Origin of the sequence: Micromonospora sp. NPDC049891 (genome assembly GCF_040660295.1) — a bacterium.
Classification (GTDB): Bacteria; Actinomycetota; Actinomycetes; order Mycobacteriales; family Micromonosporaceae; genus Micromonospora.
The window spans coordinates 1-26385 of record NZ_JBFAML010000044.1 but is presented as its reverse complement, the minus strand read 5'-3'; the positions used below and the strand labels follow the sequence as shown (position 1 = coordinate 26385).

General features: G+C 71.5%; 15 protein-coding genes, 1 rRNA gene and 2 pseudogenes. 8 read left to right on the top strand and 10 right to left on the bottom strand.

The annotated features are described in order from the left end of the window. Positions 1–108 precede the first annotated feature (108 nt). Positions 109–3027: a glycosyl hydrolase gene (locus AB0I71_RS30860; RefSeq protein WP_357590655.1), complete on the top strand. Its 2919-nt coding sequence runs from the start codon at positions 109–111 to the stop codon at positions 3025–3027. 72 nt (positions 3028–3099) lie between these two features. After that, a complete protein-coding gene (locus AB0I71_RS30855) occupies positions 3100–4164 on the top strand; it encodes a PHP domain-containing protein (RefSeq protein ID WP_357590653.1) in 1065 nt (354 codons plus the stop codon). On the opposite strand, the pseudogene AB0I71_RS30850 reads toward AB0I71_RS30855, so the two are convergent. After that, positions 4053–5179, bottom strand: a pseudogene (locus AB0I71_RS30850) (DMT family transporter); the annotation flags it as partial. The gene AB0I71_RS30855 and the pseudogene AB0I71_RS30850 sit on opposite strands and share 112 nt — an antisense overlap. Positions 5180–5296: 117 nt before the next feature. Here AB0I71_RS30850 and AB0I71_RS30845 point away from each other — a divergent pair. Both AB0I71_RS30845 and AB0I71_RS30840 read left to right on the top strand, forming a co-directional pair. After that, a pseudogene (locus AB0I71_RS30845) lies at positions 5297–5806 on the top strand (Uma2 family endonuclease); the annotation flags it as partial. 144 nt (positions 5807–5950) lie between these two features. Continuing rightward, a complete protein-coding gene (locus tag AB0I71_RS30840; protein ID WP_357590674.1) occupies positions 5951–7621 on the top strand; it encodes a DUF885 domain-containing protein in 1671 nt (556 codons plus the stop codon). A gap of 50 nt (positions 7622–7671) precedes the next feature. On the opposite strand, the gene AB0I71_RS30835 is transcribed toward AB0I71_RS30840, so the two are convergent. From AB0I71_RS30835 to AB0I71_RS30820, 4 genes are all read right to left on the bottom strand, one after another. After that, a complete protein-coding gene (locus AB0I71_RS30835; RefSeq protein ID WP_357590651.1) occupies positions 7672–8814 on the bottom strand; it encodes a DUF3068 domain-containing protein in 1143 nt (380 codons plus the stop codon). Positions 8815–8882: 68 nt separating this feature from the next. Further along, entirely contained in the window at positions 8883–9704 is an 822-nt protein-coding gene (locus tag AB0I71_RS30830; protein ID WP_357590649.1) for a methyltransferase domain-containing protein, read from the bottom strand. Continuing rightward, on the bottom strand, positions 9701–13966 hold the full coding sequence (locus AB0I71_RS30825; protein ID WP_357590646.1) for an alpha-(1->3)-arabinofuranosyltransferase: 4266 nt from the start codon (positions 13964–13966) through the stop codon (positions 9701–9703). The genes AB0I71_RS30830 and AB0I71_RS30825 overlap by 4 nt, the downstream gene beginning before the upstream one ends. After that, positions 13963–15630, bottom strand: a complete 1668-nt coding sequence (locus AB0I71_RS30820) for a substrate-binding and VWA domain-containing protein (RefSeq protein WP_357590644.1) — start codon at positions 15628–15630, stop codon at positions 13963–13965. The genes AB0I71_RS30825 and AB0I71_RS30820 overlap by 4 nt, the downstream gene beginning before the upstream one ends. A gap of 259 nt (positions 15631–15889) precedes the next feature. Here AB0I71_RS30820 and AB0I71_RS30815 point away from each other — a divergent pair, with 259 nt between their 5' ends. Beyond that, on the top strand, positions 15890–17050 hold the full coding sequence (locus tag AB0I71_RS30815) for a glycosyltransferase family 4 protein (RefSeq protein ID WP_357590642.1): 1161 nt from the start codon (positions 15890–15892) through the stop codon (positions 17048–17050). A gap of 99 nt (positions 17051–17149) precedes the next feature. Here AB0I71_RS30815 and AB0I71_RS30810 read toward each other — a convergent pair whose 3' ends face one another. Both AB0I71_RS30810 and AB0I71_RS30805 read right to left on the bottom strand, forming a co-directional pair. Then, a complete protein-coding gene (locus AB0I71_RS30810) occupies positions 17150–17311 on the bottom strand; it encodes a hypothetical protein (protein WP_013736401.1) in 162 nt (53 codons plus the stop codon). Further along, positions 17308–19026 (bottom strand): hypothetical protein, encoded by a 1719-nt coding sequence (locus tag AB0I71_RS30805; protein WP_357590640.1) that lies wholly within the window; start codon positions 19024–19026, stop codon positions 17308–17310. Before AB0I71_RS30805 ends, AB0I71_RS30810 begins: the two co-directional genes overlap by 4 nt. A gap of 208 nt (positions 19027–19234) precedes the next feature. Here AB0I71_RS30805 and AB0I71_RS30800 point away from each other — a divergent pair, with 208 nt between their 5' ends. Further along, positions 19235–21607 carry a hypothetical protein gene (locus tag AB0I71_RS30800; protein WP_357590638.1) on the top strand — a complete coding sequence of 791 codons (2373 nt, stop codon included), beginning with the start codon at positions 19235–19237 and terminating at the stop codon, positions 21605–21607. A gap of 49 nt (positions 21608–21656) precedes the next feature. On the opposite strand, the gene AB0I71_RS30795 is transcribed toward AB0I71_RS30800, so the two are convergent. Beyond that, on the bottom strand, positions 21657–22412 hold the full coding sequence (locus AB0I71_RS30795; protein ID WP_357590636.1) for an FkbM family methyltransferase: 756 nt from the start codon (positions 22410–22412) through the stop codon (positions 21657–21659). 171 nt (positions 22413–22583) lie between these two features. On the opposite strand from AB0I71_RS30795, the gene AB0I71_RS30790 reads away from it, so the two are divergent. Beyond that, on the top strand, positions 22584–23843 hold the full coding sequence (locus AB0I71_RS30790; protein ID WP_357590634.1) for a polysaccharide biosynthesis protein: 1260 nt from the start codon (positions 22584–22586) through the stop codon (positions 23841–23843). A gap of 180 nt (positions 23844–24023) precedes the next feature. After that, on the top strand, positions 24024–25838 hold the full coding sequence (locus AB0I71_RS30785; RefSeq protein ID WP_357590632.1) for a VanW family protein: 1815 nt from the start codon (positions 24024–24026) through the stop codon (positions 25836–25838). Between the two features lie 84 nt (positions 25839–25922). Here AB0I71_RS30785 and AB0I71_RS30780 read toward each other — a convergent pair whose 3' ends face one another. Both AB0I71_RS30780 and rrf read right to left on the bottom strand, forming a co-directional pair. Beyond that, positions 25923–26177 (bottom strand): hypothetical protein, encoded by a 255-nt coding sequence (locus tag AB0I71_RS30780; RefSeq protein WP_357590630.1) that lies wholly within the window; start codon positions 26175–26177, stop codon positions 25923–25925. 114 nt (positions 26178–26291) lie between these two features. Further along, positions 26292–26385 (bottom strand): 5S ribosomal RNA (rrf, locus tag AB0I71_RS30775); the annotation flags it as partial.

The window sequence follows — 26385 nt, the reverse complement described above, 5'->3', positions numbered from 1 at the left end:
ACTACCGTCCGCCGTAGCAAGAGAGCGCTCTCTCAGGTAACTAAATTCACAATACCGACGAAGCGTGCGCCGACCGGCGCGGCCGGGCCGGCACGCGTTGGAGGAAAGATGAGACCTCCCGCCCCACGCCGCCCCCACCATCGGATCCTGGCCGCCACCGCCGCCGCGACCCTCGTCCTCGGCGGGCTGGCCGTCATCGCCAGTTCCGCAGCCCAGGCCGCGCCGGTCGGCGCCGGCAGCTACACCACCACACCCGTCGGCCCGCTCCCCGGCGGTTGCGGAAACCTGACCACCAACCCCCGGCAGTTCGCCACCAACGCCGCCCCGCCCGGGCCGGTACCCACGAACGACTGGTGGTCCTCGCTGCTGTGGAAGCGCCTGAACTGCGCCTTCAGCGAGCCGTTGCACGCACATCCGGTGTCCTACCAACCCGTCACCGACGGGCTCGGCTTCTCGGCCACCTCGACTCCCACGATCACCGGTACCGCCATCGGCGTCGGCGAGTTCAAGTACCCCTACGTCGAGGACATCCGGGTCGGCGTGGCCGGGCTGGCCGCTCCCAACGTGCTGGCGGACGACTGGACGGACTGGACGGTCACCCCGTACTGGAGCGACGGGGCGCGGACGATGCGCGCCACCATCGGCCACGGGTTGCCGCTGGCGTACTTCCGCACCAGCGGCGGCGACGCGGTGATCAACGCGACCGGTGGTAGCCCCACGGTCTGGTCCAACAGCGGAAACAGCATCGGTTTCACCGTCCGTGGCCACGACTACGTGGCGTACGCGCCGTCCGGCGCGACGTGGACCGTCAGCGGCAGCCGGATCAGCTCCAGCCTCGCCGGACGCGGCTACTTCAGCGTCGCGCTGCTGCCGGCCACCGGCGGCGGCACCGCCCGCACCCAGCTCGCCGCCAGCTACGGCCAGTACGCGCACGCCCACGTCACCGGCACCCGGGTCAGCTACACCTACAACGCGTCGACCAGCCGGGTGGAGACCCGGTACACCTTCACCACCACGCCTCGCGAGGGCACCGAGACCCGGACCGTGGTCAGCCTCTACCCGCACCAGTGGCGGGCGCTGTCCGGTGCCACGCCGATCACACCGACCTACCCGTCCGCCCGAGGCCGGATGAAGGTGGTCACCGGCGTCGGCGAGTTCCGCACCTCGATGCGGTTCAACGGCGTACTGCCCGAGCTGCCCGCCGTCGCCACCGGGGCCGGCGCCGACCTGACCACGCTGCGGCAGCACCTGGCGGCGGTGCGGAGCAACCCGATGGACCAGCGCGGCGGCGACACCTACTGGACGGGCAAGGGACTCGGCCGGGCGGCCCGCATCGCCGAGATCGCCGACCTGGTCGGGGACACCGAGACCCGCACCTCGGCGCTGAACGCCATCCGCTCCACCCTCAACGACTGGCTCACCGCGTCGTCCGGGGAGACCGAGCGCCTCTTCTACTACGACCAGCGGTGGGGCACGCTCATCGGCTACCCCGCGTCGTACGGCTCCGACCAGGAACTCAACGACCACCACTTCCACTACGGCTACTACATCGCCGCCGCCGCGACGCTTGCCAAGTTCGACCCGAACTGGGCCCGGCAGGACCAGTACGGCGGCATGATCGACCTGCTCATCCGGGACGCCAACAACTACGACAGGTCGGACACCCGCTTCCCGTACCTGCGCGACTTCGACATCTACGCCGGGCACGACTGGGCCTCCGGGCACGGCGCGTTCGCCAGCGGCAACAACCAGGAGTCGTCGTCGGAGGGGATGAACTTCGCCAACGCCCTGATCCAGTGGGGACAGGCCACCGGCAACACGGCGGTACGCGACGCCGGCATCTTCCTCTACACCACCCAGGCCGCGGCGATCCACGAGTACTGGTTCGACGTCACCGGGGAGAACTTCCCCGCCGAGTTCGGGCACTCCAACGTGGGCATGGTGTGGGGTGACGGCGGCGCGTACGCCACCTGGTTCAGCGCCGAGCCCGAGATGATCCAGGGCATCAACCTGCTGCCGAACACCGGTGGGCACCTCTACCTGGGCCAGCACCCGGACTACAACTCGGTCAAGTACGCCGAACTGGTCCGCAACAACGGCGGCGAGCCAACCGTCTGGCAGGACATCCACTGGCAGTTCCTCGCCCTCGGTGACGCCGACGCGGCCCTGGCCAAGCTGCGCGCCAACCCCGGCTACACGCCGGAGGAGGGAGAGAGCCGGGCGCACACCTTCCACTGGATCCGTAATCTGGCCGCCCTCGGCCGGGTCGACACCGGGGTCACCGCCGACCATCCGCTGGCCGCGGTGTTCAACCGCAACGGCGCCCGGACGTACGTGGCCAGCAACATCTCCGGCTCGCCACTGACCGTACGGTTCTCCGACGGGACGCAGCTGACCGTGGCGGCCGGGCGTACCACCACAAGTGGGGCGCACACCTGGAGCGGGGGCAGCGCCGGTGGGGGTACGCCTCCGAGCCCGACCCCGACGCCGACGTCCACCCCGACGCCGACTCCGACGCCCACTCCCACCCCGACGCCGACGCCGACCGACCCGCCGTCCAGCTCGCCCGTGCGCTATCTGCTGTCCGGAGGCGGTCTGGGTGCGTCCGGCACCGCCGGCACGACCACCGTGACCAGCGCCGGCGGCGCGAACCACGACGGCACGCCGCGTAACCCGGTGGTCTTCACCGCGACCGGCCTCAACCTCAACCACAACGGCGGGCAGACCGCGTTCGACCTCTTCCTGGACGCCGGCACGGCGGTCGGCAACGGGGTGCAGGCCCGCGTCTCGTACGACCTGACCGGTGACGGCAGCTGGGAGCGGGTGGAGACGTACCGCTACTTCGCCACCGACCCGGTGTCGGGCTGGGAGCACTACACCCAGGGCGCCGGGCTGCACTCCAGCAGCGGCTCCCTCGGCAATCTGCGTGGCGGCACCGTCCGGGTGGAGGTGTGGTCGGCCATCGGCAACAACCCCACCACCCTCGGTGTCGGTGACCGCTCCCTGGTGCGGCTGCCGTACGCCTGATCCCGCACCGTGATCCGCCCCGCGCCGCCGGTCGTACCCCGACCGGCGGCGCGGCCGCGTAGGTTGCATGGCATGACCGAGCGGGACCCCATCGCCGACCTGCGCCGGATCGCCTTCCTGCTGGAACGGGCGAACGAGGCCACCTATCGGGTACGCGCCTTCCGTTCGGCGGCCAAGGCGCTGGCCGCGCTGCCGGTCAAGGAGGTGGCTGAGCGGGCCCGCACCGGCAAGCTCACCGAGCTGGCCGGGGTCGGTGACGTCACCGCCCGCTGTGTGGCCGAGTCGGTGGCCGGGGAGGAACCGGTCTACCTGCGCCGGCTCGTCGCCACCGAGGGCACCGACCTGGACGCTGAGGCCACCGCCCTGCGTACCGCCCTGCGCGGCGACTGCCACACCCACTCGGACTGGTCCGACGGCGGGTCACCGATCGAGGAGATGGCACTGGCCGCCGTCGAACTGGGCCACGAGTACCTGGTGCTCACCGACCACTCGCCCCGGTTGAAGGTGGCCCGGGGACTGACCGCCGACCGGTTGCGTAGCCAGCTCGACCACGTGGCAAGGCTCAACGAGGCGCTGCCGGAGGGGTTCCGCATCCTCACCGGCATCGAGGTCGACATCCTCGCCGACGGTTCACTCGACCAGGACGAGGAGTTGCTGTCCCGGCTGGACGTGGTGGTCGGGTCGGTACACAGCGGCCTGAACGACGACCGGGCGAAGATGACCCGGCGGATGCTGGCCGCCGTCGCCAACCCGCACCTGGACATCCTGGGGCACTGCACCGGTCGGATGGTCTCGTCCCGGCCGGCCGGGGTGACCGGACCGGGCGACCGGGGGCACCGCGCCCGGACCCGGGCCGAGAGCGACTTCGACGCCGACGCCGTCTTCGCCGCCTGCGTGGAACACGACACCGCCGTGGAGATCAATTCACGCCCGGAGCGGCAGGATCCGCCGAAGCGGTTGATCCGGCGGGCGCTGGAGGCCGGTTGCCGGTTCGCCATCAACACCGACGCGCACGCCCCGGGCCAGTTGGACTGGCAGCGCTTCGGCTGCGAGCGGGCCGCCCTGTGCGGAGTCCCCGCGGACCGTGTGATCAACACCTGGGCGGCCGACGAGCTGGTCGCCTGGACCCGCGACTGACGCCTGCCCAACCGCCCGGCCCGCCCGCCTCCGGTCAGCGGGCGGCGGGTTCGACGACAGGAGCCGTCGGGGTGCCCACACCCGGTGCCACCCGACGACGCCGTCGGCCGAGCAGGCCCTGTGACACCGCGACACCGAGCAGCACGATCAGCGCGCCGACCGGCTGGTGCCAGCTGAGTCGCTCGCCGAGCACCACGGCACCGATCAGCACCGCGAACACCGGGATCAGGTACGTCACGGTGGAGGCGGTGGTCGCGCCGACGATCCGGATGTTCCGAAGGTGGATCACGAAGGCGAGCCCGGTGCCGAGCGCACCCAACGCCAGCACGGCCGCGAGCACCCGCGGCGACAGCGCGGTCGGCAGCGGCGGCGCGCCGGCCACCACCGGCGCCACGATCGCGAGCTGGAGCGTCGCGACGATCAGCTGCGCCGCCGACAGGGACAACCCGGACAGGGTGCTGCCGGCGATGAACTTCTTCTGGTACGGGATGGCCAGGCCGTAGCAGGCGGCGGCACCGAAGCACATCAACTGGCCAACGAAGTGGGCACCGCCGACGCCCTGCCAGACGCCGAGCACCACCATCACCCCGGTGAAGCCGAGCGCCAGCCCGACCGCACCGCGTGCGGTCAGCCGCTCGGTGCGGAACACCAGCACGGCCAGCGGCAGCACGACAAGCGGAGTGGTCGCGTTCCAGATGCCGGCGAGCATCGACTCGACCCGCTGCTCGCCGTAGCCGAACAGGGTGAACGGCAGCGCCACCCCGAAGGCGGCGATCACGAAGAGGTGACCCCAGACCCGGGGATCGCGGGGCAACCGGTCACGCAGCACGGCGAGCACCACGAGCAGGGTCAGCGCGCCCGCTCCCACCCGGTAGAGGGTGAGGTGCAGCGGGTGCAGCTCAGCCACCCCGACCTTGATGAAGAGAAAGCTGGAGCCCCAGATCGCGGCGAGGGCGATGAAGCCGGGCAGCCAGCTCCGCAGCGCCGGCCGGTCAGGAGTGAAGTCGCCTGTCACCCCTGACACTCTGCCCCCGGGGTCCGACATTGTCCCGCGGTTTTCGGCCGTCGTGTCGCGCGCCACAGAAACCGCATCCATTTGTCGGGCGTTGACCGACCGAGGAGGTGAAACGCCATGGCGATGCCGATGCGCTTCGGCCCGCTCGTCGACCTCGACGGCATGTGGACGACCCAGTTCGCCGACCGTTACCTCCCGCTGCCTGAGCTACCCGATGCGCGGTACGAGTGCATCGACGGCAGGTTGGTCAGGACACCCGCCGAGGTCGGCACGAGCAGCTACGGCGAGATCGAACTCGCCCATCTACTCTCACCCGTTGCCGAGGCCCACGGCTTCCACGTCTTCGGTCAGGTGAACCTGACCTTCTCCGCGCAGCGGTGGATCCAGCCGGACATCACAGTGCTGCACGCGTTGCCGAAGACGGACGAGGAGGACCGCTGGATCCCCGCCCACCTCTGCACCATGGCCGTGGAGTTCGTCTCCCCCGGCAGCCGCCGGCAGGACGTCGTCGACAAGCCGAGGCGCTGCGCCGAGGGGCGGGTACCGCACTTCATGCGGGTGGAGATCTCGCGCCGGCTACGGCACGTCGCGGTGGAGCTGTTCACCCTCGGCAATCTCGGCGGGTACGATACGACACGCTCGCCAAGGCGGTCAGCGGTGACCGGCTGCGCGCCGGCGAGCCGTTCCCGATCGACTTCGACCCGGCCGACCTGCTGCCCTGACCGGTTTGGCGGCACCACCTCGGCGTCCGCCTCGCGTAGGGTGCGCAGCGTGGGAAGAATCGACGATCTCGCGGATCGCTACGTCGCCGACTGGGCCGCGCTGAGCCCGACCGGCGCCACCTACGTCGGCATCGCCGGCTATGACGACAAGTTCGACGACCTGTCCCCGGACGGGTACGCGGCACGCGCCGAACTCACCCGACGCACCCTGGCCGAGCTCGACACCATCGAGCCGGAGACGGAAGCCGAACGCACCGCGCGGGAGGCGATGCAGGAACGCCTGGGCCTCGAACTGGACCGGTACGACGCCGGGGAGACCGCCAGCGAGGTCAGCGTCATCACCAGCGGGCTGCACGAGATCCGGATGGTCTTCGACCTGATGCCCACCGAAGGGGAGCCGGCACGGGCCAACCTGGCCGCCCGGCTGAACCTCTTCGCGAGCGCGTTGGAGGAGTACAAGACCACGTTGCGCGAGGCGGCGGCCGCCGGACGGGTCAGCTCGCGCGCACAACTGATCGAGGTGGCCAAGCAGTGCGACACCTGGGTCGATCCGGACGGTGACAACGTCTTCCACGGGCTTGTCGAGCGGCTGGGCGAGGAGGGCGCGCTCGGGTCCGAGCTGCGTCGCGGTGCGGCGGCGGCCACCGCGGCGACCGCCGAGTTCGGGCAGTTCCTGCGTACCGAACTCGCCCCGCACGGGCGGGAGAAGCAGGCCGCCGGGCGGGAGCGCTACGAGTTGGCCTCCCAGTACTTCCTCGGGGCCCGGATCGACCTCGACGAGACGTACGCCTGGGGGTTCACGGAGCTGGCCCGGCTGGAGGCCGACATGCGGACGGTGTCCGCTCAGATCGCCGGTCCGAGCGCCACCATCGACGAGGCCGTGGCGACGCTCGACGCCGACCCGGCCCGCACCATCCGGGGTCGGGACGCCTTCCGCGACTGGATGCAGGAGCTGGCCGACCAGGCGATCAGCGACCTCAACGGCACCCACTTCGACATCCCGGAGCAGGTCCGGCGCATCGAGTGCATGATCGCACCCACCAGCGACGGTTCCATCTACTACACCGGGCCGAGCGAGGACTTCGCCCGACCGGGCCGGATGTGGTGGGCGGTGCCGCAGGGCCTCACCGACTTCTCCACCTGGCGGGAGGTGACCACGGTCTACCACGAGGGGGTCCCCGGGCATCACCTCCAGATCGGCCAGACGGCCGTCCGGGCCGAGTTGCTCAACCGCTGGCAGCGGCTGCTCTGCTGGGTCTCCGGGCACGGCGAGGGCTGGGCGTTGTACGCCGAGCGGCTGATGGAGGAGCTGGGCTACCTGGACGACCCGGGCAACCGGCTCGGCATGCTCGACGGTCAGGCGCTGCGGGCGGCCCGCGTGATCGTGGACATCGGCATGCACCTGGAGCTGGAGATCCCCAAGGACAACCCGTTCGACTTCCATCCGGGCGAACGCTGGACCCCGGAACTGGGTTGGGAGTTCCTCCGGGCGCACTGCCGGGTGCCGGACGAGATGCTGCGCTTCGAACTCAACCGCTACCTGGGCTGGCCGGGGCAGGCACCGTCGTACAAGGTGGGCGAGCGGATCTGGCTTCAGGCGCGGGAGGACGCGAAGGCCCGCAAGGGCGCCGACTTCGACCTGCGGGAGTTCCACCGGCAGGCGCTCGACCTGGGCGGGCTCGGCCTCGACCCGCTCCGCCGGGCCCTGGCCCGACTCTGACGTCGCGGGGCGGGCCTGCACAGGCCCGCCCCGCGACGTCAGTTCCGGTGTTACTGCTTCTCCGACTCGCCCTGCGCCGACCGCTGGCTCGGCACCGTGGACTCCTCGGACTTCCAGTTGGTCGAGGCGGGCGGGATCTCGTCGGTCAACGGTCCGCCCTCCCGCTCGTCGTCACGCACCGGCGGCTGGTCGACCCGGGTCGGTGCCGGGTCCGCGGCGGCGGCGTGCCGGGGCTCGGTACGCGGGGTACGGCTACGCGAGACCAGCAGCCCGACGAGGATCAGCACCAGGCCCAGCACGGCGAGCCCGAGCGGCGCGAACACACCGAGGATGTTGAGCCGGCCCCGGCTCTCCTCGGCCCGCTCGACGGAGGACGCCACGGTCTCCTCGTTGTAGGAGAAGTCGGCATCCAGCAGCGTCACCGGAGCGCCCGTGTTCGGCACGAGCACCTTCTTCTGCTGCTCCCGGACCTTGAGGTAGGAGCCGGTGACCGGGTCCACCCAGACCGTACGGGTGTTGCTGTAGACGACGTCACCTGAGGTCGAGCCCGCAGCGAGCGCGCCGAGCAGCAGCGCCACCCGGTCGGTGGCCAGTGGCAGCTTCTCGTCGGTGATGACCTGCTCGTAGCGGTACGCCTCGATGCCGTTGATGTCCTCGGTGCCCTGGAACTCAGCCATCCGGGTCTGCCGCAGATCCCGGTCGAAGACCTCGTAGTTGCCCTGCGCGGAGTTGAACGGGAACTTGTAGACCTGGCCGGCGAACGAGATCTTCTCCGGCGTGCCGCTCTCGTCGAGGTACTGCTCGTTCCACTCGACGGCCGCAGCGGAGACCCGGTCCAGTGCCAGCTCGGCGCCGTACGCGCTGACCAGTTCCTTGGTGTCGGTCCGCTCGACGGTCTGGCCGACCCGCCAGACCACCGCGTCCCCGGCGAGGTCACCGCTGAGCGCCGCGGTCTTGGCACGCTCCGGGGTGACCTGGATGGTCGACCTCAGGTCGCTCTGGTTGATGGCGACCGCGCCGTTGGTGATCTGCAGGAACGTGGCGCCCTTCGCCTCGGCCACCGATGTCGCCGGCTCCAGGTCGTAGGGCAGTTTGGTCATCGCGGGCTTGACGACGAACACCAGCCCGGCGGCCAGCGCCAGGAGCAGTACGCCGCCGCCGAACAGCACGGCACCCACGGCGCGGTGCTTCATGTTTCCTCCCTGAGGAGCTCTATTTCGTCGATGTCAATAAGTGAGATGGCCGCGAGGTTACTACCTAGTCACATAGCCACGCGACCCCCGGTCAGCTCTGATTTCTCCACCGCACCGGGCTGCCGCTCCCCGGTCCGACGCAGTACGAGCACGAAGTTCCACGCCGCCACCTCCCGGATGCCGGGCACCCGGATCACCCACCGTGCCCACCACGGGTGATATCGCGGCAACGCATCCAGCACCTCGATCTCAGAGTTGCCCCGCGCCCAGCGCAGCGTGTCGGAGATCGAGACCGGGAAGAGCGTCTCCCGGAAGCGGTTCTTCGGCGGCCGTCCCATCCGCTGTTCGTAGCGACGGCGGGCCCGGTTGCCGCCGAGATAGTGCCAGGGCGCGGTCTCGTGGCCACCCCAGGGCGACAGCCAGGGCGTGTACGACACGAAGATCAGCCCGCCGGGCCGGGTCACCCGCACCATCTCGTCGAGCATCCGGGGTGGCTCGGCCACGTGCTCGACGACGTTCGACGAGAACGCCACGTCAACGCTGCCGGTACGGACCGGCAGTGCCGTGCCGCTGCCCCGCAGCATCCCCGCCACCGACTCACCGGCTGCGGAGAAGTCCCCGACATCCGGATCCAGCCCGATGTAGCGGGCACCGGCAGCTCGGAAGGCGGCCGCGAAGTACCCCGGGCCACCACCCACGTCGAGCACCGTCCGCCCAGCCAGCGCGGTGTAGCCGGAGACCTGACGTACCGAATCGGTGGCCAGCAGTCCGTAGAAGCGGTCGGGGTCGGTCTGCTCCACCAGGAACGCCCGGAACAGGGCTACCGACCGGCTCAGCGAGGCGAAACGGCGTCGTTCCGCCCGCCGTGTACGGTCGTCCGCTGCCGTCACCGCGCCACCGTCCCGTCCTCGTCCTCGCCCCTGCCGGCGGCCGCGTCCGGCGGCCCACCGGACGTGCCCGGCGTCACATCATGCGCGATGATCGGTCCGGGGCGTGCACCGGGGACCGGAACAACCGCGGCGACCACCGCGCCGATCGCGACGAGCATCGCCGCCTGCACCCACGACCGGTACGCCCAGTCCTGTCCGTGGCCCTGCAACCGACCGGCCACGGCGGTCACGGTTGCCACGGTCAGCCCGCCGAGCACCACCACCGGCAGGGCTCGTACCGCCAACTGCCGCAGCAGCATCGCGGCCAGCACGATGGCCACCGGAAGCACCCCACCCAGCGCGGCGAGCAGCACCACAAGCAGTGCACCGATCGCCCAGCCGGGAGCCTCCGCCGGCAGGGCGTCCGCTTCGTCCCCGCCGGTCGCCGTCCGGCGGCGCACCGGCCAGCAGGCCAGGACCAGCACGCCGACCACCGCCACCGCGCCGGCCGCCAGACCGCCCCGGTACGCCCGGTCGGGGGCGAAGACGAGCTGGACCTCGCCGCCGGCGCCGGCCGGCAGCACCCACGCCTGCTGCCATCCGTCCACCCGGGAACGGACGAGCGTCGCTCCGTCGAGAGTGGCCGTCCAGCCAGCGTTCGCGTTCTCCGGCACCACAAGCAACGCCTGTTCACCGGCGGCGACCCGTACTGTCCGGTCGGTCGCCGCCCAGTCGAGCACGGTGACCTCCCGATGTCGGGGTCCGGTGCTCCCGTCGTCGTCCGGCCGCAGGGTCGCGTCCTGCACGACGAAGCCCTCCGACGGCGAGGTGGCCAGCCGATGCCCGCCCGCCGGCAGGTCCAGCACCGCCCCGTCCTCGCCGCAGACACGGACCGGCACCGGCCGGCCGGCCAGCACGTCGGCCAGACTTGCGGAGACCGAGGTGTCGTAACGGAAACCGTCCAGTTCGACCGTCGGTCCGTCACCGCAGCGCTCCACCACCCGGGTGTCGGTGTCGATGGGCTTCAGCAGGCTCGCCAGCGCCGGGATCTCCACCTCCGCGATGCCCGCCGTGGCGGGCCACCCGTTGCCCCGCAGATCGGCCAACCGGTGCTCGGTCTCCCGCACCACGATCTCGATCCGGTCGGTACGCACCGCCGGGAAACGGACGGTCCCGTCGGCTTCGACAGACGCCCGCACCTCACGGTCCGGCGTGTGGATCTCCACCTGCTGCGGTAGCGAGCCGATCGGCAACTGGCTGCCCCGCAGCCGCAGCCGGTCGATGCGACGCTCGCCGGACCAGCTCAGCTTCAGGGTGGGACGCAGGTCTCCGGTGCCGGCCAACCAGGCCGTCGTCGGGTCACCGTCGACTGCCGCGTACGCGGCGACCGCCGGATCACCGCTCAGCCGGGACGACGAGGTCGCCTTCACCTTCGTGCCGGAGAGCGTCAGCTCACCACCCGGACGGGGCACTGCCGACAGCTCCATCCGATACGTGCCGGCGGCCGGATTGCGGAACAGCCGGTCCAGGCCCAGCGGTTCCTCACCGACCCGGGCCAGGAAACGGTCGCACCTGATCACCGTGCCCTCCGGCCGGCCGGACGCCCCGCCGGAGCCGCCACCGGGCAGCGGGTCGGTGCCGGTGCGCTGTGCCGGGTAGCACGCCGGCCGGTCCGCCGGTCCACGGCTGAACGCCCAACTGACCGGCGTCGACAACTCGTCCGGCAGATCCGCCGGGGCCCGCAGCGCACGGCGGGGTTCGGTGTCCGGGATGGACAGATCCTGGATGCCGACGCCACCGTCGAGCCGGCCACCGGCCACCGCCAGCACCGTCACCCGGATCCGGCTGGTGGGACCCGGCAACGTGTAGTACGAGTGACCGCCCAGCGTGGTGGCCACCTCGTGGTCGACCGAGCCCCGGTCGGTGGTGAGTCGGAACCGGGCCACCGGCCAGCCCACCGCCAGATCGCTGACGAACGCGAGTCGCACGCTGTCGACCTGGCGTGGGGTGTCCAGATCCACCTGAAGCCACTGCCCGACCGGTCCGGCCAGGGGCGCCGAGTGCCAGGCCGTGGCGTACTCACCGTCGACCGCGGCGAACGGCAGGTGGGAGGAATCGGCCGGGCCGAGGCTGTCCACGAAACTCGCGGCCGAGGACGCAGTCACCTCACGGATGCCCTGGTAGGTCGCGGTCGTCTGGTGCTGCTCGCCGGAGAAGGGCAGCACGTCGAGTGCGACGCGGCGCTGCCGTCCCGCCTCGTTCGCGGTCAACGTCTGGGAGAGGTTGTCCCGGACCCGACCGATGTCGCGTTCCCGACGGCGCAGGCCGTCCGTGACGATCCACCTCTCGCCGACGGCGTCGTCCAGGGAGTCGTCCCGGTCACCGGCGAGCACCACGGGTCGGTCCCGTTCCACCACCCCCTGTTCGAGCAGGGGAAGCAGCGACTCGGGACCACCGCTGACCGTCGGCACGTCGGCGGTCAGCACCGCCGAGGCGACCGGCACCGGCCGCTGCACCTCGTACACCTCGATGGCCGGTGGGGAGCCGGCGCCGTCGTCCACCGGGCTGCCGAGGGTCCGGGACAGTGCGTCGGTGGTGCCAAAGGTCGCCACCCGGGCGATGCCTGGCGAGTCGGCAAGTGCCCGGCGCAGCACCGTCACCGGCGGCGCATCCACCTGGGTCCGGTCGATGTCGTTGCGCAGCAGCAGGTGCCGGAAGCCGGAACGGGCGAGCAGGTCGGCCAGACCCGTCGAACCCCGGCCGCTGGCCAGCACCTCCTCGACGGTGTCCATCATCCGGGTGTTGCCGGCCGAGCCCAGCGGAACCTGGTGGCGGACCGCCCACGGCGCTCCGGCCAGCGCCTGCAACGGCTCGTCGACGGTGCGTCCCCAGTCGTACTGCCCGAAGCCGGAGCCGGGTACCACGAGCGTGCGGGCCAGCGCGTCACGGTCGGCGAGCCAGGTCGCCGCCGACCGCCAGTGCGGCGGCAGGTCGGACCAGCCCGGGCCGGGACGCAACAGGCCCAGCCAGGCCGGTGCGGCGGCCCCCAGCACCAGCAGCAGCACCGGTACGAAGACCAGCGGCCGCAGCCGGATCCCGGGCCGGCGGCGGGCCACGGCGTGATGCATCCGGGTGGCCACCGCGTCGACGCCGTGCGCGAAGCCGAGCATCAGCGGCAGCCGCAGCACCGGGTCGAGCTTGTGCACGTTGCGGAACGGCGCCAACGGGCCGTCCAGCAGATCGCGGACCAGCCCGGAGACCGGGCTGTCCACCGCTCCGACGTAACCGATGGTGAGCAGGGTCAGCCCGGTGAGGAACCCGGCCACCAGGAAACGCCGCTGGGGCAGCAGGTTGCCGGCCAGCCCGGCCAGCCCGATCAACGCCACCACCGCGGTGAGCGCCATCAGCACCGGGTGGTCGATCAGCAGCCAGCCCGCCGGCCACCACGGCTCGCCCTGCACGATGTACGCCACCCACTGGTTGGTGCCGCGTACCGCCTGGAACAGGGAGGCCACCGCGGTGGTCGTGGTGGACGACTCGATGTAGTCGAGGAAGGGGAGGCTGTACTGGCCGAGCAGCAGCAACGGCACGATCCACCACAGGCAGACCCCGATGACGCAGACGCACCACCAGGCGACCAGGCGCAGGTGCTGCGGGTCCCAACGTCGGGTGAGCAGCCAGACGCCGGGCAGCAGCAGCGCCATCAGCACCACCGCCGCGTTGATCCCGCCCATGCCGAGCACGGCCAGGGCGGAGAGTGCGGCGGCGCGGCGTGGGGAACCGATCCGGCGTACGGTCACCAGCGGCAGCAGCACCCAGGGCAGCATCGAGGCGGCAAGCGTCTCCGAGGAGAGCGCGCCGACCTCGGTGAGGATGCGCGGGGCCAGCGCGTAGCCGAGCGCCGCCGCGTACCGCGTCGGCTCGGTGCCGATGTTCAGCGCCCGGGCCAGCCGCAGCAGACCGTAGAAGGCGGCGGCCAGCAGCAGTGCCGTCCAGAGCCGCTGGGTGATCCACGGCGGTACCGCCAGCCACTGCCCGACGGCGAAGAACGGCCCCATCGGGAACAGGTAGCCGTACGCCTGGTTCTGCAACTCCCCGGAGGTGGCTTCCGGGTTCCACAGGTGCAGCGCCCGGGCCATGAAGTGGATCGGGTTCGCGGCCAGGTCGAGCTTGGTGTCGAAGGTGACCTGACCGGGCCGTTGGCCGAAGGCGATCGCGGTGAGCAGCAGCAGCGACAGCACGGTGCCGGGTGAGCGACGCAGCCGCGCCGGCATTCCCCTCATCGGCGGCACTCCGGTGGCAGGCAGCTCAGGTCGGCAAGCGCCGAGAAGAAGATGCGCCGCATTCCGCCCGGCTGCTCGGTGACGAAGACGCGTCCGCCGGTGACCTTCGTGATGGCCTTCAGTTCCTCCGGGTCGATGTCCGTACCGAGACCGATGAAGATGATCGGCAAGGGGCGGCGTGGTTCCTGCAACCGCTTGAGTTCGGCCAGGAAGTCGGCCCGCCCGATGGTGTCGTCGTCCTCGTTGCGCCCGTCGGTCATCACCAGCACCAGGTTGATCCGTCCCGGGGTCCAGTTGCGGCGCGCGTCGCGGTACGCGGCAAGCGTGCTGTCGTACAGCCCGGTGCCGCCCTGCGGCTTGACCCGGACCTCCGCCAGGGCCTCGGTCAACTGTTTGCGCTGACCGCCCAGCGGACGCACCGGCAGGATCTCGCGATAGTCCCGGTCGCCGTCGACCTTCGTGGAGAAGACCCAGATGCCGAGTTCGCTGTTGTCCAGCAGCAGCGCCGCGCCCTCCCGGGCGGCCCGCACCGTGGCGTCGAGTCGGGTGCCACCGGCCGGCACCGGCGCGGCCATCGAGCCGGAGATGTCCAGCAGGGTGACGATCCGGGCGCTGCGCTGCACACCGCTCCACCCGGTCAACACGTCGCTGACCCTCTCCTCGGCGGGCAGCGGGACCGGCTGGCGTTCCTCGGCCCGCAGCCGGTCGTCCTCCGGCATCGCCGGCGGGAAACCGGCCGAGGTCCGGAATCCGTAGCCGGCGAACACCTCCCGGGCCTCGCCGGTCAGCAGCTTGTCGAGGAAGGCACCACCGGCGTCACGGGCCCGGCCCTGAGCGCCGGGCAGCACCACGTACGGCAGGTCGAGCCAGGGCACGTCGACCTCCGGGTACGCCGCGACCAGCTTGCCGGAGGCCGCCAGCACGTTGTGTTCCAGAACCGCCTGCTCACTGGCGGCCACGACGTTCGCCCGGCCGGGCAGATCCCGGTTCGGGGTCAACGAGCTGGCTTCCTCGGCCGGGCTGAAGGTCCGCTCGGCGAGCCGACGCAACGTCGCCGCCACGGTCGCGGCCGAGTCCCGGTTGTCGTCGGCCACGGCCCGGACGCCGAGCAGGGCGCTGACCCCGGCCGGGTCGGCCGCCGGATCCGGCAGCCCGACCTGGACCGTCTTCGCCCGGGTACCCAGCAGCGACGCCCACTTCAGCGGCTTGTCCGGCCAGCCGGATCGACGCGCGAGGCGTTCGTCGACGGCCAGCACCACCGGGGTGCTCGCCACCGACGTGCCCTGCCCGGGCACCTCGAACGCGCCGGCGGCACGGGCCCGACGCAGCCAGAACGACGACTCCGGCAACCACGCGTCCCCGACGTCACCACCGTTCGCGACTTCCCGGGCGACCGCCGCCGACGGCCGGGACTGCACCTCGACTGAGACACACGGTTGGCTTCCGGCGTTGGCTCGGGCCACCCGGTCGAGCGCCGGTGCGATCACCGGGGCGGCCACCACTCGGAGTCGGACCTGCTCGACGCAGGTAGGGGTGCCCCGGTCAGCTCGGATGTACGCCACCGCCGCCCAGCCGGCCAGCAGCAGCACCAGGGCGGCACTGAGCAGCACCACCGGTGAGCGGCGGGACAGGGCGCGCGTCGGCGCGGGACGGTCGGCAACCACCGCCGCCTCACCTCCTCGTCACGCCTGCGGGCGATGTCCCACCGCAGGTCACAACACCTGCCGCGACGAGATCGGCCACCAGGCACCGGGCATCGCACGCGGTTGCGCTGCACACCCTGCCAAGGTTTCCGCCCGTCGGCAAACCCCCCGTCCACGACCCGTTACCGGATCGTCGCCGCCGGATCTGCCCATTGCGCAGCCGGGCCGGACCGCCCTAGGGTGGCGCGATCGTGCTCACTTACTCACCGGTAGGAGCAGCGTGGACAACTCCGGCACCCCCTCCCGCCACGTCCTGTTCCTCAACTGGCGAGACACCACCAACCCCGAGGGTGGCGGCTCCGAGGTCTACATCGAGCGGATCGCCGCCGAGCTGGTCACCTTCGGTCACCAGGTGACTCTGCTCTGTGCCGCCCACGACAACGCCGGTCCGGCGGGAACCACCGACTCCGGCGTACGGGTGCTGCGCCGTGGCTCCCGGATGACCGTCTACCTCCGGGCGGCGCTGATCTGCCTGGCCGGCCGGTTCGGGTGGGGCGCGCTGAGCCGTCGTGGCCTCGGCCGGCCGGACCTCATCGTCGACGTCTGCAACGGTGTGCCGTTCTTCGCCCCGCTCTACGCCGGGCGGCCGGTGATCTCGCTGGTCCACCACGTGCACCGGGAGCAGTGGCCTGTGGTGTTCGGGCCGTGGATGTGCCGGCTGGGCTGGTGGATCGAATCCTGGCTCGCGGTACGGCTCTACCGACGGTGCCGCTACGTCACCGTCTCGGAGGCGAGTCGCGCCGAACTGGCGACCCTCGGAGTCGACGCCGCCCAGATCGACGTGGTGCCCAACGGAACCCCTCCGGTGACCGGCCCGTCACTGCCCCGGACCCCTCACCCGTCGCTGCTGGTGCTGGGCCGCCTGGTTCCGCACAAACGGGTCGAGATCGCCCTGCGTACCGTCGCTGAACTGGCCGAGGAACTGCCCGAGCTGGAGCTGGTGGTGGCCGGACAGGGATGGTGGGAGGAGCCGCTGCGCGAACGGTGCGCCGCCCTCGGGATCACCGACCGGGTGCGGTTCACCGGCTTTGTCAGCGAGGAGGAGAAGCACGCCCTGCTCAGCTCCGCCTGGCTCGCCCTGACCCCGTCACTCAAGGAGGGCTGGGGTCTCACCATCGTGGAGGCCGCCGCGCGCAGCACCCCGACCGTGGCCTTCAGGTACGCCGGTGGGGTCGCCGAGGCGATGGTCGACACGGAGACCGGCCTGCTCGTCGACGACGAGCAGGAGTTCACGGCGGTCGTCCGGGAACTGCTCGCCGACGATGTCCGGCGCAAGGCGATGGGTGAGGCGGCGCTGGCCCACGCGGCCCGCTACACCTGGACGGCGACCGGTGCCCGCTTCGCCCAACTGGTCACCGAGGCGACCGTCCGCACCGGCTGACCGACGGATCCAGCCGGCTGACCGGCGGCGCTCCCGCCGTCGGTTCTGGACACGACGAAAGGCGCCCGCGTGCTGCGGGCGCCTTTCCGCCGTTCGAGGTCAGCGCGTGCCGTACAGCGGGGCCTCGGTCTGCTCACTCACCTTGGAGTTAGCGGCCTCCTTGGCGGACGGGCTGAGCACGTTCGCCAGACCGACGCTGCCGAGCATGCCGAGCACGACCCCGAGTACCCCGACGGCGACGAACGCGGGCAGGTTCCTCATCCACCTTCTCCTTCCGCGGGACTCGCGTGCCGGGACGCTACCACGCGGTAGCACAATCGCGCAGTGCCCGAAGAAACGAGTGCCAGCACCACCGTTCCGGCCAACAGATGCGCCAGGCCCACCGGACCGGGGTGGCTCGGCCCGGGCACCGGACGCCAGGCCGGATTCTCGTACAACGTCAGCTCGGCACCGGTGTACGCCGGCCGCAGTCCGGCCAGCGTCGCCGGATCCGGGGTCGGGCCGGCGGCGCGCTGCACCAGCACCCAGCGTGGACCGGCCGCCGCCACCGGCTCGCCGGCCGCGATCAGTTCACGCAGCCGGGCTGCGCGAGGATCCTCCCCGGCGACAGCAGTGCCGTCCACGCGCAGCGTGTCGTCGATCAGAACCGGCACGCCGAGGTAACGCGGCGCCGGGTCGATCACGACCCGGCCGCCGTTCCACGCATAGCTCTGGTACTCCTGGAACGGCAGCGAGACGACCTCGCCCGGCCGCTCGTCGACGAGCCGCGCCACCGTCTCCCAGTCCGCCGGCCACGCCACCGGCCGCAGTCGCCCCACCCCGCCGACGGCGAGATCGGGCAGCACGGCAAGCGGCAGCAACGCCGCGCCGGCCAGCAGCACGCGCCCGGTGGCCAGGTCGAACCGGGCCGCGAGCTGCCCGGCCAGTCGCTCCGCTCCGAGCGCCCCGGCGACCGCCAGCAGCAGCGCGTACGGCACCAGCAGCTTCTGCCCGTCGCGGAGCAGCCCGGCACCGGGCACGGCGGCGACCAACCAGCCCAGCAGACTCGCCCCGCCGGGCAGCACCCCGAGCGCGGCACCCAGCCACGAGGCGACCGCCAGCAGCCCGAGCCGACCGGCCACCGGCCCCGACCAGCGGCGCCACAGCAGCGACAGGCCGTACCCGGCGACCGCCAGCACCAGCAGCGTCGCCAGTGGCACCAACCAGCCACTCCGGGAGGCCGGGGTGGCCTGCCCGTTCCAGATACCGCCGGTGCCGGCCAGCGCCACCAGGGGCCCCGCCCAGTTCTCCGCTCGGGCGGCGAAGACCGCCACACCGGCCGGGTCGGACCGGCCGGTCCCCGCGCTGACAAACCCGGCCACCAGCCACGGCGCGTTCAACAGCACAGTCGTACCCACCCCGGTCAGTGCCACCCGGACCGCCCCCGGGTACCGCCCGACCAGCAGCACGGTGACCACGACCAGGGCGAGCAACCCGCCGGTCGGGGTGATCGCGGACGCCGCCGCCGCCAGCAACAGCCGGCGCAGGGCACCCCGCTCGGCACCACGCACCCCGATCGCGGCCCGCACCAGCCAGGGCAACGCGGCGTACGCGACAAGCAGTCCCCACTGCCCGATCAGCAACCGCTCGGCCAGATACGGCGTCCACGCGTACCCGAGCGCGGCCACCACCCGCACCCCTACCCGCTCGGTCGGCACCAGCCGCGCGGCACCCAGCGCGGCCAGGTAGAGGATCGCCACCAGCACCAGCCGCTGCAGCAGCCATCCTGGGACCAGCTGGTTGGCCAGTGCCACCACGGCGTCCTGCGGTACCGCCCGGGGCAGGGCCGTGGCCGGGGCGATCATCTCCCAGCTCAACACCGCCTTCGGCACGAAGACCATGTCGTAGCGCAGCACGTAACCGGGAAGAGCCAGCGGCGCCAGCACCACAGCCGTCACGGCGGCGGCCACCGCGTGCGGCACCAGCCGTTCCCGCATCCGTCGACCTCACCACTGCCGGTGCGCGGCGACCGGCCGCGCTGGTGGCGGCCACTGTACGCGGCCGTCGGCGACGCGGCCCGGTCACCACCGAACCATCCGTTGACCTGATGGGAGGTGCGACAGTCGGTGTGGCAGTCTTCCCGCCATGGCATCGAACCCTTCTCAACCTCCCCTTACGGTCAGCCGGACCGCGGGGTCGGACGCGGTGCGCTCGGTTCAGGTTGATCAGGGTTCGTCGACAGAATCGGACGGTACGACCGCACCGGGCCGCGGTGGCTGGCTGAGCGGCGACCGGATCCGATCGGCGGCGCTCGCCATCATCGCCCTCAGCGTCCTGTGGCGCGCCCAGGTGGCCTCCCGCGGCTTCCTCGCGGCCGACGACTACGTGATGATCACCCAGGCGGCAGAGTCCGACCTGACCATCGAGCACCTGCTCACCCTCTACAACAACCACCTCATGCCCGGTGGCCGGCTGCTCACCTGGCTGATCACCGAACACGTCGGGATGGCCTACTGGCCGTACGTGCTGCTGATGGCGATCGGACAGGCGATCCTCGGCATCGCCTTCTTCCAGTTGCTGCGTCGACTGCTGCAACCGTCCTGGCTGCTGCTCCTGCCGCTCGGCGCGCTGATGTTCAGCCCGCTGACCCTGGAGGCCACCTCCTGGTGGGCTGTCGGGGTCAACATGCTGCCGATGCAGATCGCCATGGTGCTCGCGGTGGGTGCGCAGGTCAGCTACGTGCAGACCCGACGCAAACGGCACCTGGTCACGCTGGCTCTCTCCGTCCTGCTCGGCCTCGTCTTCTTCGAGAAGGCGATCCTGGTCGTGGCGCTGGTCTTCCTGCTCACCGCCGCCCTCTACGCCGACGGGGGTTTCTTCCGCACCATCTGGACCACGATCCGCCGCTGGTGGCCGTCCTGGCTGCTGCTGACCGCCCTGTCGCTCGGCTTCCTCGCCGCCTACCTGGGCAGTTCGGAGTCCTCCCTGCGACGGCCGGCGTCGGCCGGCGAGGTGTTCTCGTTCATCACCCAGATGCTCGGGTCCACAGTGGTACCGGGCCTGGTGGGCGGGCCATGGCAGTGGCTCGGGGCAGGAGACGGTGCCCCGGTCGCGGCACCGCCGGAACTCGGCACCTGGGTGGCCTGGACGATCTTCGTGGCCCTGGTCGTGGCGACCGTACGCCGTCGCCGCCGCGCCGGCCGCGCCTGGCTGCTGCTCGGGTCGTACCTGGTGCTGGTGGCGGCGATGCTGGCCGCGACGCGGCTCGGTTCGACCTTCAGTGGCGTCGCCGGTGGGGTTCCCCGCTACGTGAGCGACGTCGTGGTGGTGGCCGCCATCTGTCTCGGCGTCGCAGTGGTCGGGCTGGCCCGGCCGTCCCGGGTCTCCGGCGAGACCGCACCACCCACCGTCGACACACCGCCAGCGGCGCCCGAGGCTCTACCCGAGCCGAGAGACGCGGCGGCGCCGGAACGCAGCGTCCCGCAGGCCGTGGCCGTACCGAGCGGCGCAGCGCCGCCAGCCGGTCCGACCGTACCCCCGGCCGGCGCGACCACGCCGGTGCTGGCCGAGTCGGTCCGGACCGGACGACCCCCTCAGGTGGTGGCCAGGCTCGGCGTCATCCACGCCGAAGCCCCCGTCGACCCCGAGCCGGAACGGGCATCGGAGACCGAGCCGGACGCGACGCCGCCGCCGGCTTCGGTCACCGACTCCGTGCCGGACGGCCAGGCCGGCGAAGTCCGTGCCCCGGCCGTCGAGCCGCCCCCCGCCAGCCCGCCGGATGCAGGTGACGCCTCGACCCCCGCCGCGCCCTCGCCGGAGACCGACGAGCAACCGACCCGGCCGGACCGACGACCGCCGGCCGGCACCCGGTCGGACTCGCTCGGACCTCCCCCTCCCGGGCTGCTCGGCCCACTGCCCGAGCGCTACCGGGAGGCGGTGAACGTGATGCTCGCCCTGATGCTCGTCGCCGTCTGTCTGGGCACGGTGTGGACCACGTCCCGGTACAGCGACGAGTGGGCGCTCAAGTCGAGCCGGTCGTACATCGACACCGTTCGGATCGAGATGGCCAGCGCGCCCCCCGACACCGTGTTCTTCGACGGCCCCGTACCGGACAACGTCGTACCGAGCCTGTCCTGGCCGTACAACCTGCAGTCCCGGTTCTTCCGCGCCTTCGGCACCCGTCCGACGTACGTGGACGAGGCCGACAACGTCTCGGTGCTGGACTCCCTCGGCCGGATCCAGGTGGCCACGATCGTCGGCAGCACGATCCAGCCGGGGCCCCAGGAAGGGTGCGGCTACCTGGTCGGCAGCGGGCAGACGGTACGAATGCCGCTCAACGAGCCCCGGGACGACTGGCACTGGGTGGCCCGGATCGGCTACCTCAGCTCGGCGGACGGCACGGCGACGTTGCGGTTCGGCACCGGCACCGCCGAGTTCCCCGTCAAGAAGGGCCTCAACCAGCGCTTCTTCCGCATCGTCGGCGGCGGGGACGCGGTCGAACTGACGGTGGCCGGTAGCGACGTGTCGCTCTGCACCAACGAGATCGCGATCGGCAACCCGGCACCCAAGCCGGAGTAGGCCCGAGCCGGTCGGCGGCCGGGCGCGCCATACCTGGCCGCCCAACCGGTCACTCGGGGCGGAACAGCACCGAGTTGACGTACCGGGGGCGGGGCCACACCACCCGGCGGGCGAAGCCCTGACCCACCCGGGCGATCGCGGCACGCTGATGCCCACCGAGGTCGAAGTCGGCCAACGGCACCCACGTCCGATCCGGCAGCACGTATCCGCGATAGCCCCAGCCGGTCAGCAGGTCCAGCAGCGGCTCCACCGGCTGGATCCGCTCCTCGACCTCGATCAGCAGTACCGGACGGTCCCGCCGGACGGTCCGCTCCGCACCGCGCAGCGCCGGCAGTTCGTGACCCTCGATGTCGAGTTTGATGAAGCGCACGTCGGTCAGGTCGAGCGAGTCCAGCGTGATCCGTCGGACGGACACCGCAGGGCCCTGCGCCGCGTCCTCCAGAGACGAGGTGCCGACGATCGCCCCGCCCTCCGGCAGGTAGAGCGTGGCCGTGCCCTCGTGGTCGGAGACGGCCGCCTCGACCACCTCGACGTCCGGGAAGGCCACTCGGAGCTGCCCGGCCAGCGCCGTGGTCGGCTCCACCGCAACCACCCGGTCGGCCCGGCGGAGCAGTCGGGCCGTCCACGGCCCGTACCAGGCACCCACGTCGACCGCGGTGCCGCCGGCAGGGACGAAATCAGCAAGCCGGGCCAGCTCCGGCTCCACCCGCGGGTACGCGCGGCGGATCGCTCCCGCCAGCAGTCGGGCAGGGAGCAGGGCCGCCAGTCCGGAGGTCGCTGCGGGGGCCAGCTTCGTCGACGCCATGGGGCAGCACACTAGACCTTTCCGGGTCCGCTGGGCAGGGGTCACCGGTGCAGGGCTGTCGGGACGGTCCAGCTGCCGGTACCGTCTTCCGGTCGGGCCGCCGTCCCGACCGGATCGCGGCCCGAAGACGCCGGGTCGTCCGCGCGGACGACCGACACGACGCGGAGTGGCATGGCCCAGACCACGAGCAGGGACAACGCGCGTGTGCGACTCGGCGCGGCAGGTGCCGCGGTCACCGTCGCGACCGTGGTGACGAACGCGCTGGCGTACGTGGTTCCGATGCTCGGTGCACGCCGGTTGAGCGCCGCAGACCTGGGCGCGCTGGCGACGGTCCTCGCGTTGGCCGCGATCGCGGCGGTCCCCGGTTTCGGCCTGCAGATCGCGGTGGCCGCTCACCGGGCCCGCAACGGCACCGGTGACACCGCCCGCCTCGGGCTGCGAACCGCAGCCGTGACTGCCGGGGTGACGCTGGCCGCCGCACCGGTGCTGACTGTCGCCCTGCGCCTGCCGCTGGCCCTCACGCTGCTTCTCGCGGCCACCACGTTCGCCACCGTGTTCAGCGGCCGGTGGCTCGGGGAACTTCAGGGAAACCAGCGCTTCCTGCGCCTCGCCGCGGCGATGGTCGGGGTGGCCGTCGGCCGCTACGGCGGACTCGTCGCCGGCCTGCTGCTCGGTCGGGGACCGGAAATGTGCCTGCTCCTGGCCACCCTGACCGGCCTGCTCGCCCTGCCGCTGCTGGCCCGTCTCGCCAGCCCACCCGCGCAGCCGCGACCAACCGCCCCGGCCACGTCCCGCCTGCCTGCCGTCGACCCGGAACAGACCCGCCCTGCCCCGATCACCGGTGCGTCGCGGCTGGGGGCCAGGCAGGTGATGACGGCGTGCGGAGCGACGCTTGCGATGCTCACCATCTCGTACGCGGACCTGATCCTCGCCCGTCAGCTCCTACCGGCGGCCGCCTCCGGGGCGTACGCCGTCGGCGCGGTCCTCACCAAGGGTGCGCTCTGGGCTCCTCAGGTCGTCACGGTGCTGGTGCTGCCCCGGTTGGCCCAGGGTGATCGGCGCGCCCGGTTGGTGGCGCTGGCGTTGATCCTGGCCTGCGGAACGGTCCTGGTGGTCAGCTCGGCGGTCGGCGGCGAGCTGGCCTTCCGGCTCGTCGGCGGCACCGACTACCTGCACCTGGCCGGGACGGCTCCGATGTTCGCGGCCGTCGGAGCGCTCTACGCGGTGGTGTTCATGTTGGTGAACGACCGGGTGGCGACCGCCGCCCGGTGGCCAGCCGCACCGCTGTGGCTGGCGACGGCCGGGTTGGCGGCGAGCGCCACGTTTATCGCTCCGCGCACGTTGACCGGGGTGTTGACCTGCTCGTTGACCGCCGCCGCCCTGGCCGCCGTGGTGATGGCCTGGCTGGTGTTCGGTCCCCGACGGCGCTGACACCCGGACCACCCGACCATCACCGTGAGTGATATTTTTGGCCGTCCGACACGCCGAACGCGTGCAACTGGCGATCCGGACCGACTCGGGCTCCCCGCAGGTGGTCTGGTTGGCTACCGTAGTTCTCTCCCGGAGTGGGGATCCCCGGCTCCGCACGCGGTATGTCGCTAAGAGGTAGTTGTGACGCTGTACGGCGAAGAACGTCCACCGCCGGCCGACGACCGGCCCACGGTGCAGGTGACTGCGGTCAGCTGGCCGATCGAGGAGCCGGCGCGACCGGCTCCCGACGCGCCGGGCGGTGACCGACCCCGGTCCCGTCGGTTCCGGCTGCTGCTCGCTTCCGGCGTGGCCACCGCCGTGCTCGGCTCGGTAGGTGCGGTGGCCGTCTGGGCCTATGCGGGGGACGTGCCCCGTGGCACCAGCGTGCTCGGCACCGAGCTCGGTGGACGCAGCCGGACGGATGCGGCACGGCAGCTGCGGGAGCAGCTGGACCGCCGCGCCGCCGAACTCCAGGCTCCCATCCAGGTACGCGTGGGCGAGCGGACAGCCGAGATCAACCCGGCCGAGGTGGGGCTCACCGTCGACGTGGACGCCACCGTGGCGGCCGCCGCGGCAACCAACGCCCACGCCGTCGACCGCCTGGTCGGCTCGCGGGAGGTCGAGCCGGTGATCTCGGTCGACGTGCCGAAGCTTGAGACCGCGCTGACGAAGCTCGTCGGCGACCAGGGCCGGAAGATGACCATGCCGGCGATCACCTTCTCCGGCACGAAGCCGAAGGTGCGCTACCCGAAGCCCAGCCTCAGCATCGACCCGGAGCATTCCGCCGACGCCGTCAAGCAGGGCTGGCTGAGTGGGCAGCCGGTGACCGTCCCGCTTGTGGAGAACCACCCGGCCACCACCGCCGAGGAAGTCGACAGGCTGGTCGCCGAGCTGGCTGAGCCGGCCGTGGCGGCACCGGTCAAGCTGACCACCGAACGTGGCTCGGTCACCATCCCGCCGGAAGCCATCGCGAAGGGCCTCCGTTTCAAGGCTGACAAGTCCGGAAAGCTCACGCCCAGCGTGGACGTGAAGAAGCTGCGGTCCGCACTCGGAAACAAGCTCGGCACGGTCGAGGTGGCGCCGAAGGACGCGACGATGACCATCTCCGGCGGCAAGCCGAAGGTGGTCGACGGGCGGGCGGGCAAGCAGGTCGACACCAGCAACCTCGGCACCGATCTGCTCACCGTCCTGCCTCGCGGCGAGGACCGTACGATTTCCGCCGAGCTCAAGCCGGTCGAGCCGAAGCTCACTGCGGAGAAGCTCCGCGGCCTGGGAATCAAGGAGAAGGTCTCCTCCTTCACCACCAACTTCACCGGCGGGCTCTCCTCGCCGCGTAGCCAGAACATCGTGACGATCGCCAACGACGTGAAGGGGACGGTGGTCCTGCCCGGCGAAACGTTCTCCCTGAACGGTCACACCGGCGAACGCGGCTACGCACAGGGCTACCGTGACGCGCCGGTCATTCTCGACGGCAAGCTGGTGCCGGGGGTCGGCGGTGGCACCTCGCAGTTCACGACGACCCTCTTCAACGCCTCGTACTACGCCGGCCTGGAGGACGTCGAGCACAAGCCGCACTCGTACTACTTCAGCCGGTACCCGGCGGTCATCGAGTCGACCATCTTCTGGCCCAACCTCGACTTCAAGTTCCGCAACAACACCGACTACGGCGTCCTGATCGACACCTCCTACACCGGCAGTTCGGTGACGGTGTCAATGTGGAGCACGAAGATCTGGGACAGCGTGAAGACCGAGTACGGGCCCCGGCGGAACATCACCTCACCGAAGACCGTCTACCTGGAACCGGGGCCGAGCTGCATTCCCGCCAACGGCAGCCAGGGCTTCACCCAGGACGCGTTCCGGGTCATCAAGAAGGACGGCAAGGTCGTCAAGCGGGAGAAGTTCAGCTGGACCTACAGCGCGGAACCCCGCTTCATCTGCGCCAAGGAACCCTCCTGACGCAGCCGGCACCAGCTCCGACACGGCCCCGCCAGCTTCGCGCCGGCGGGGCCGTTCCCTGTCGAGGCACTCCGACGAGCTTCGTCACAATGCCTGACCGGCTACTCGACGGCGCCGCTTACCTAAGTCATCGCGAGACGGCGTCGGAACCATGCGTTCTTCCTGCACTCGGATCTCCACGCGAGATCGATAGGCAGCCGGATGCCAGATCTCCTCGAACGGGCCCATCATCTCGCCGCCGATACCGCGGTGACGAACACGAACTCCCAGCCAGGCGAGCGCGCCCAGGATCGCGGCCAGACAGGCGACGACCACCAGGAACATCAGCACACCGTCCACGGAGCAAGCCTAGGACAGGTCGGGCGTTCCTCGTACTGGCGAAAATGGTGCCCGACGAGGCTCAGACACGCGTTTGAGGGCCACCCCTGACGGGTGGCCCTCAAACGGAAGAATGTCCGGCGGTGTCCTACTCTCCCACACCCTCCCGGGTGCAGTACCATCGGCGCTGGAGGGCTTAGCTTCCGGGTTCGGAATGAGACCGGGCGTT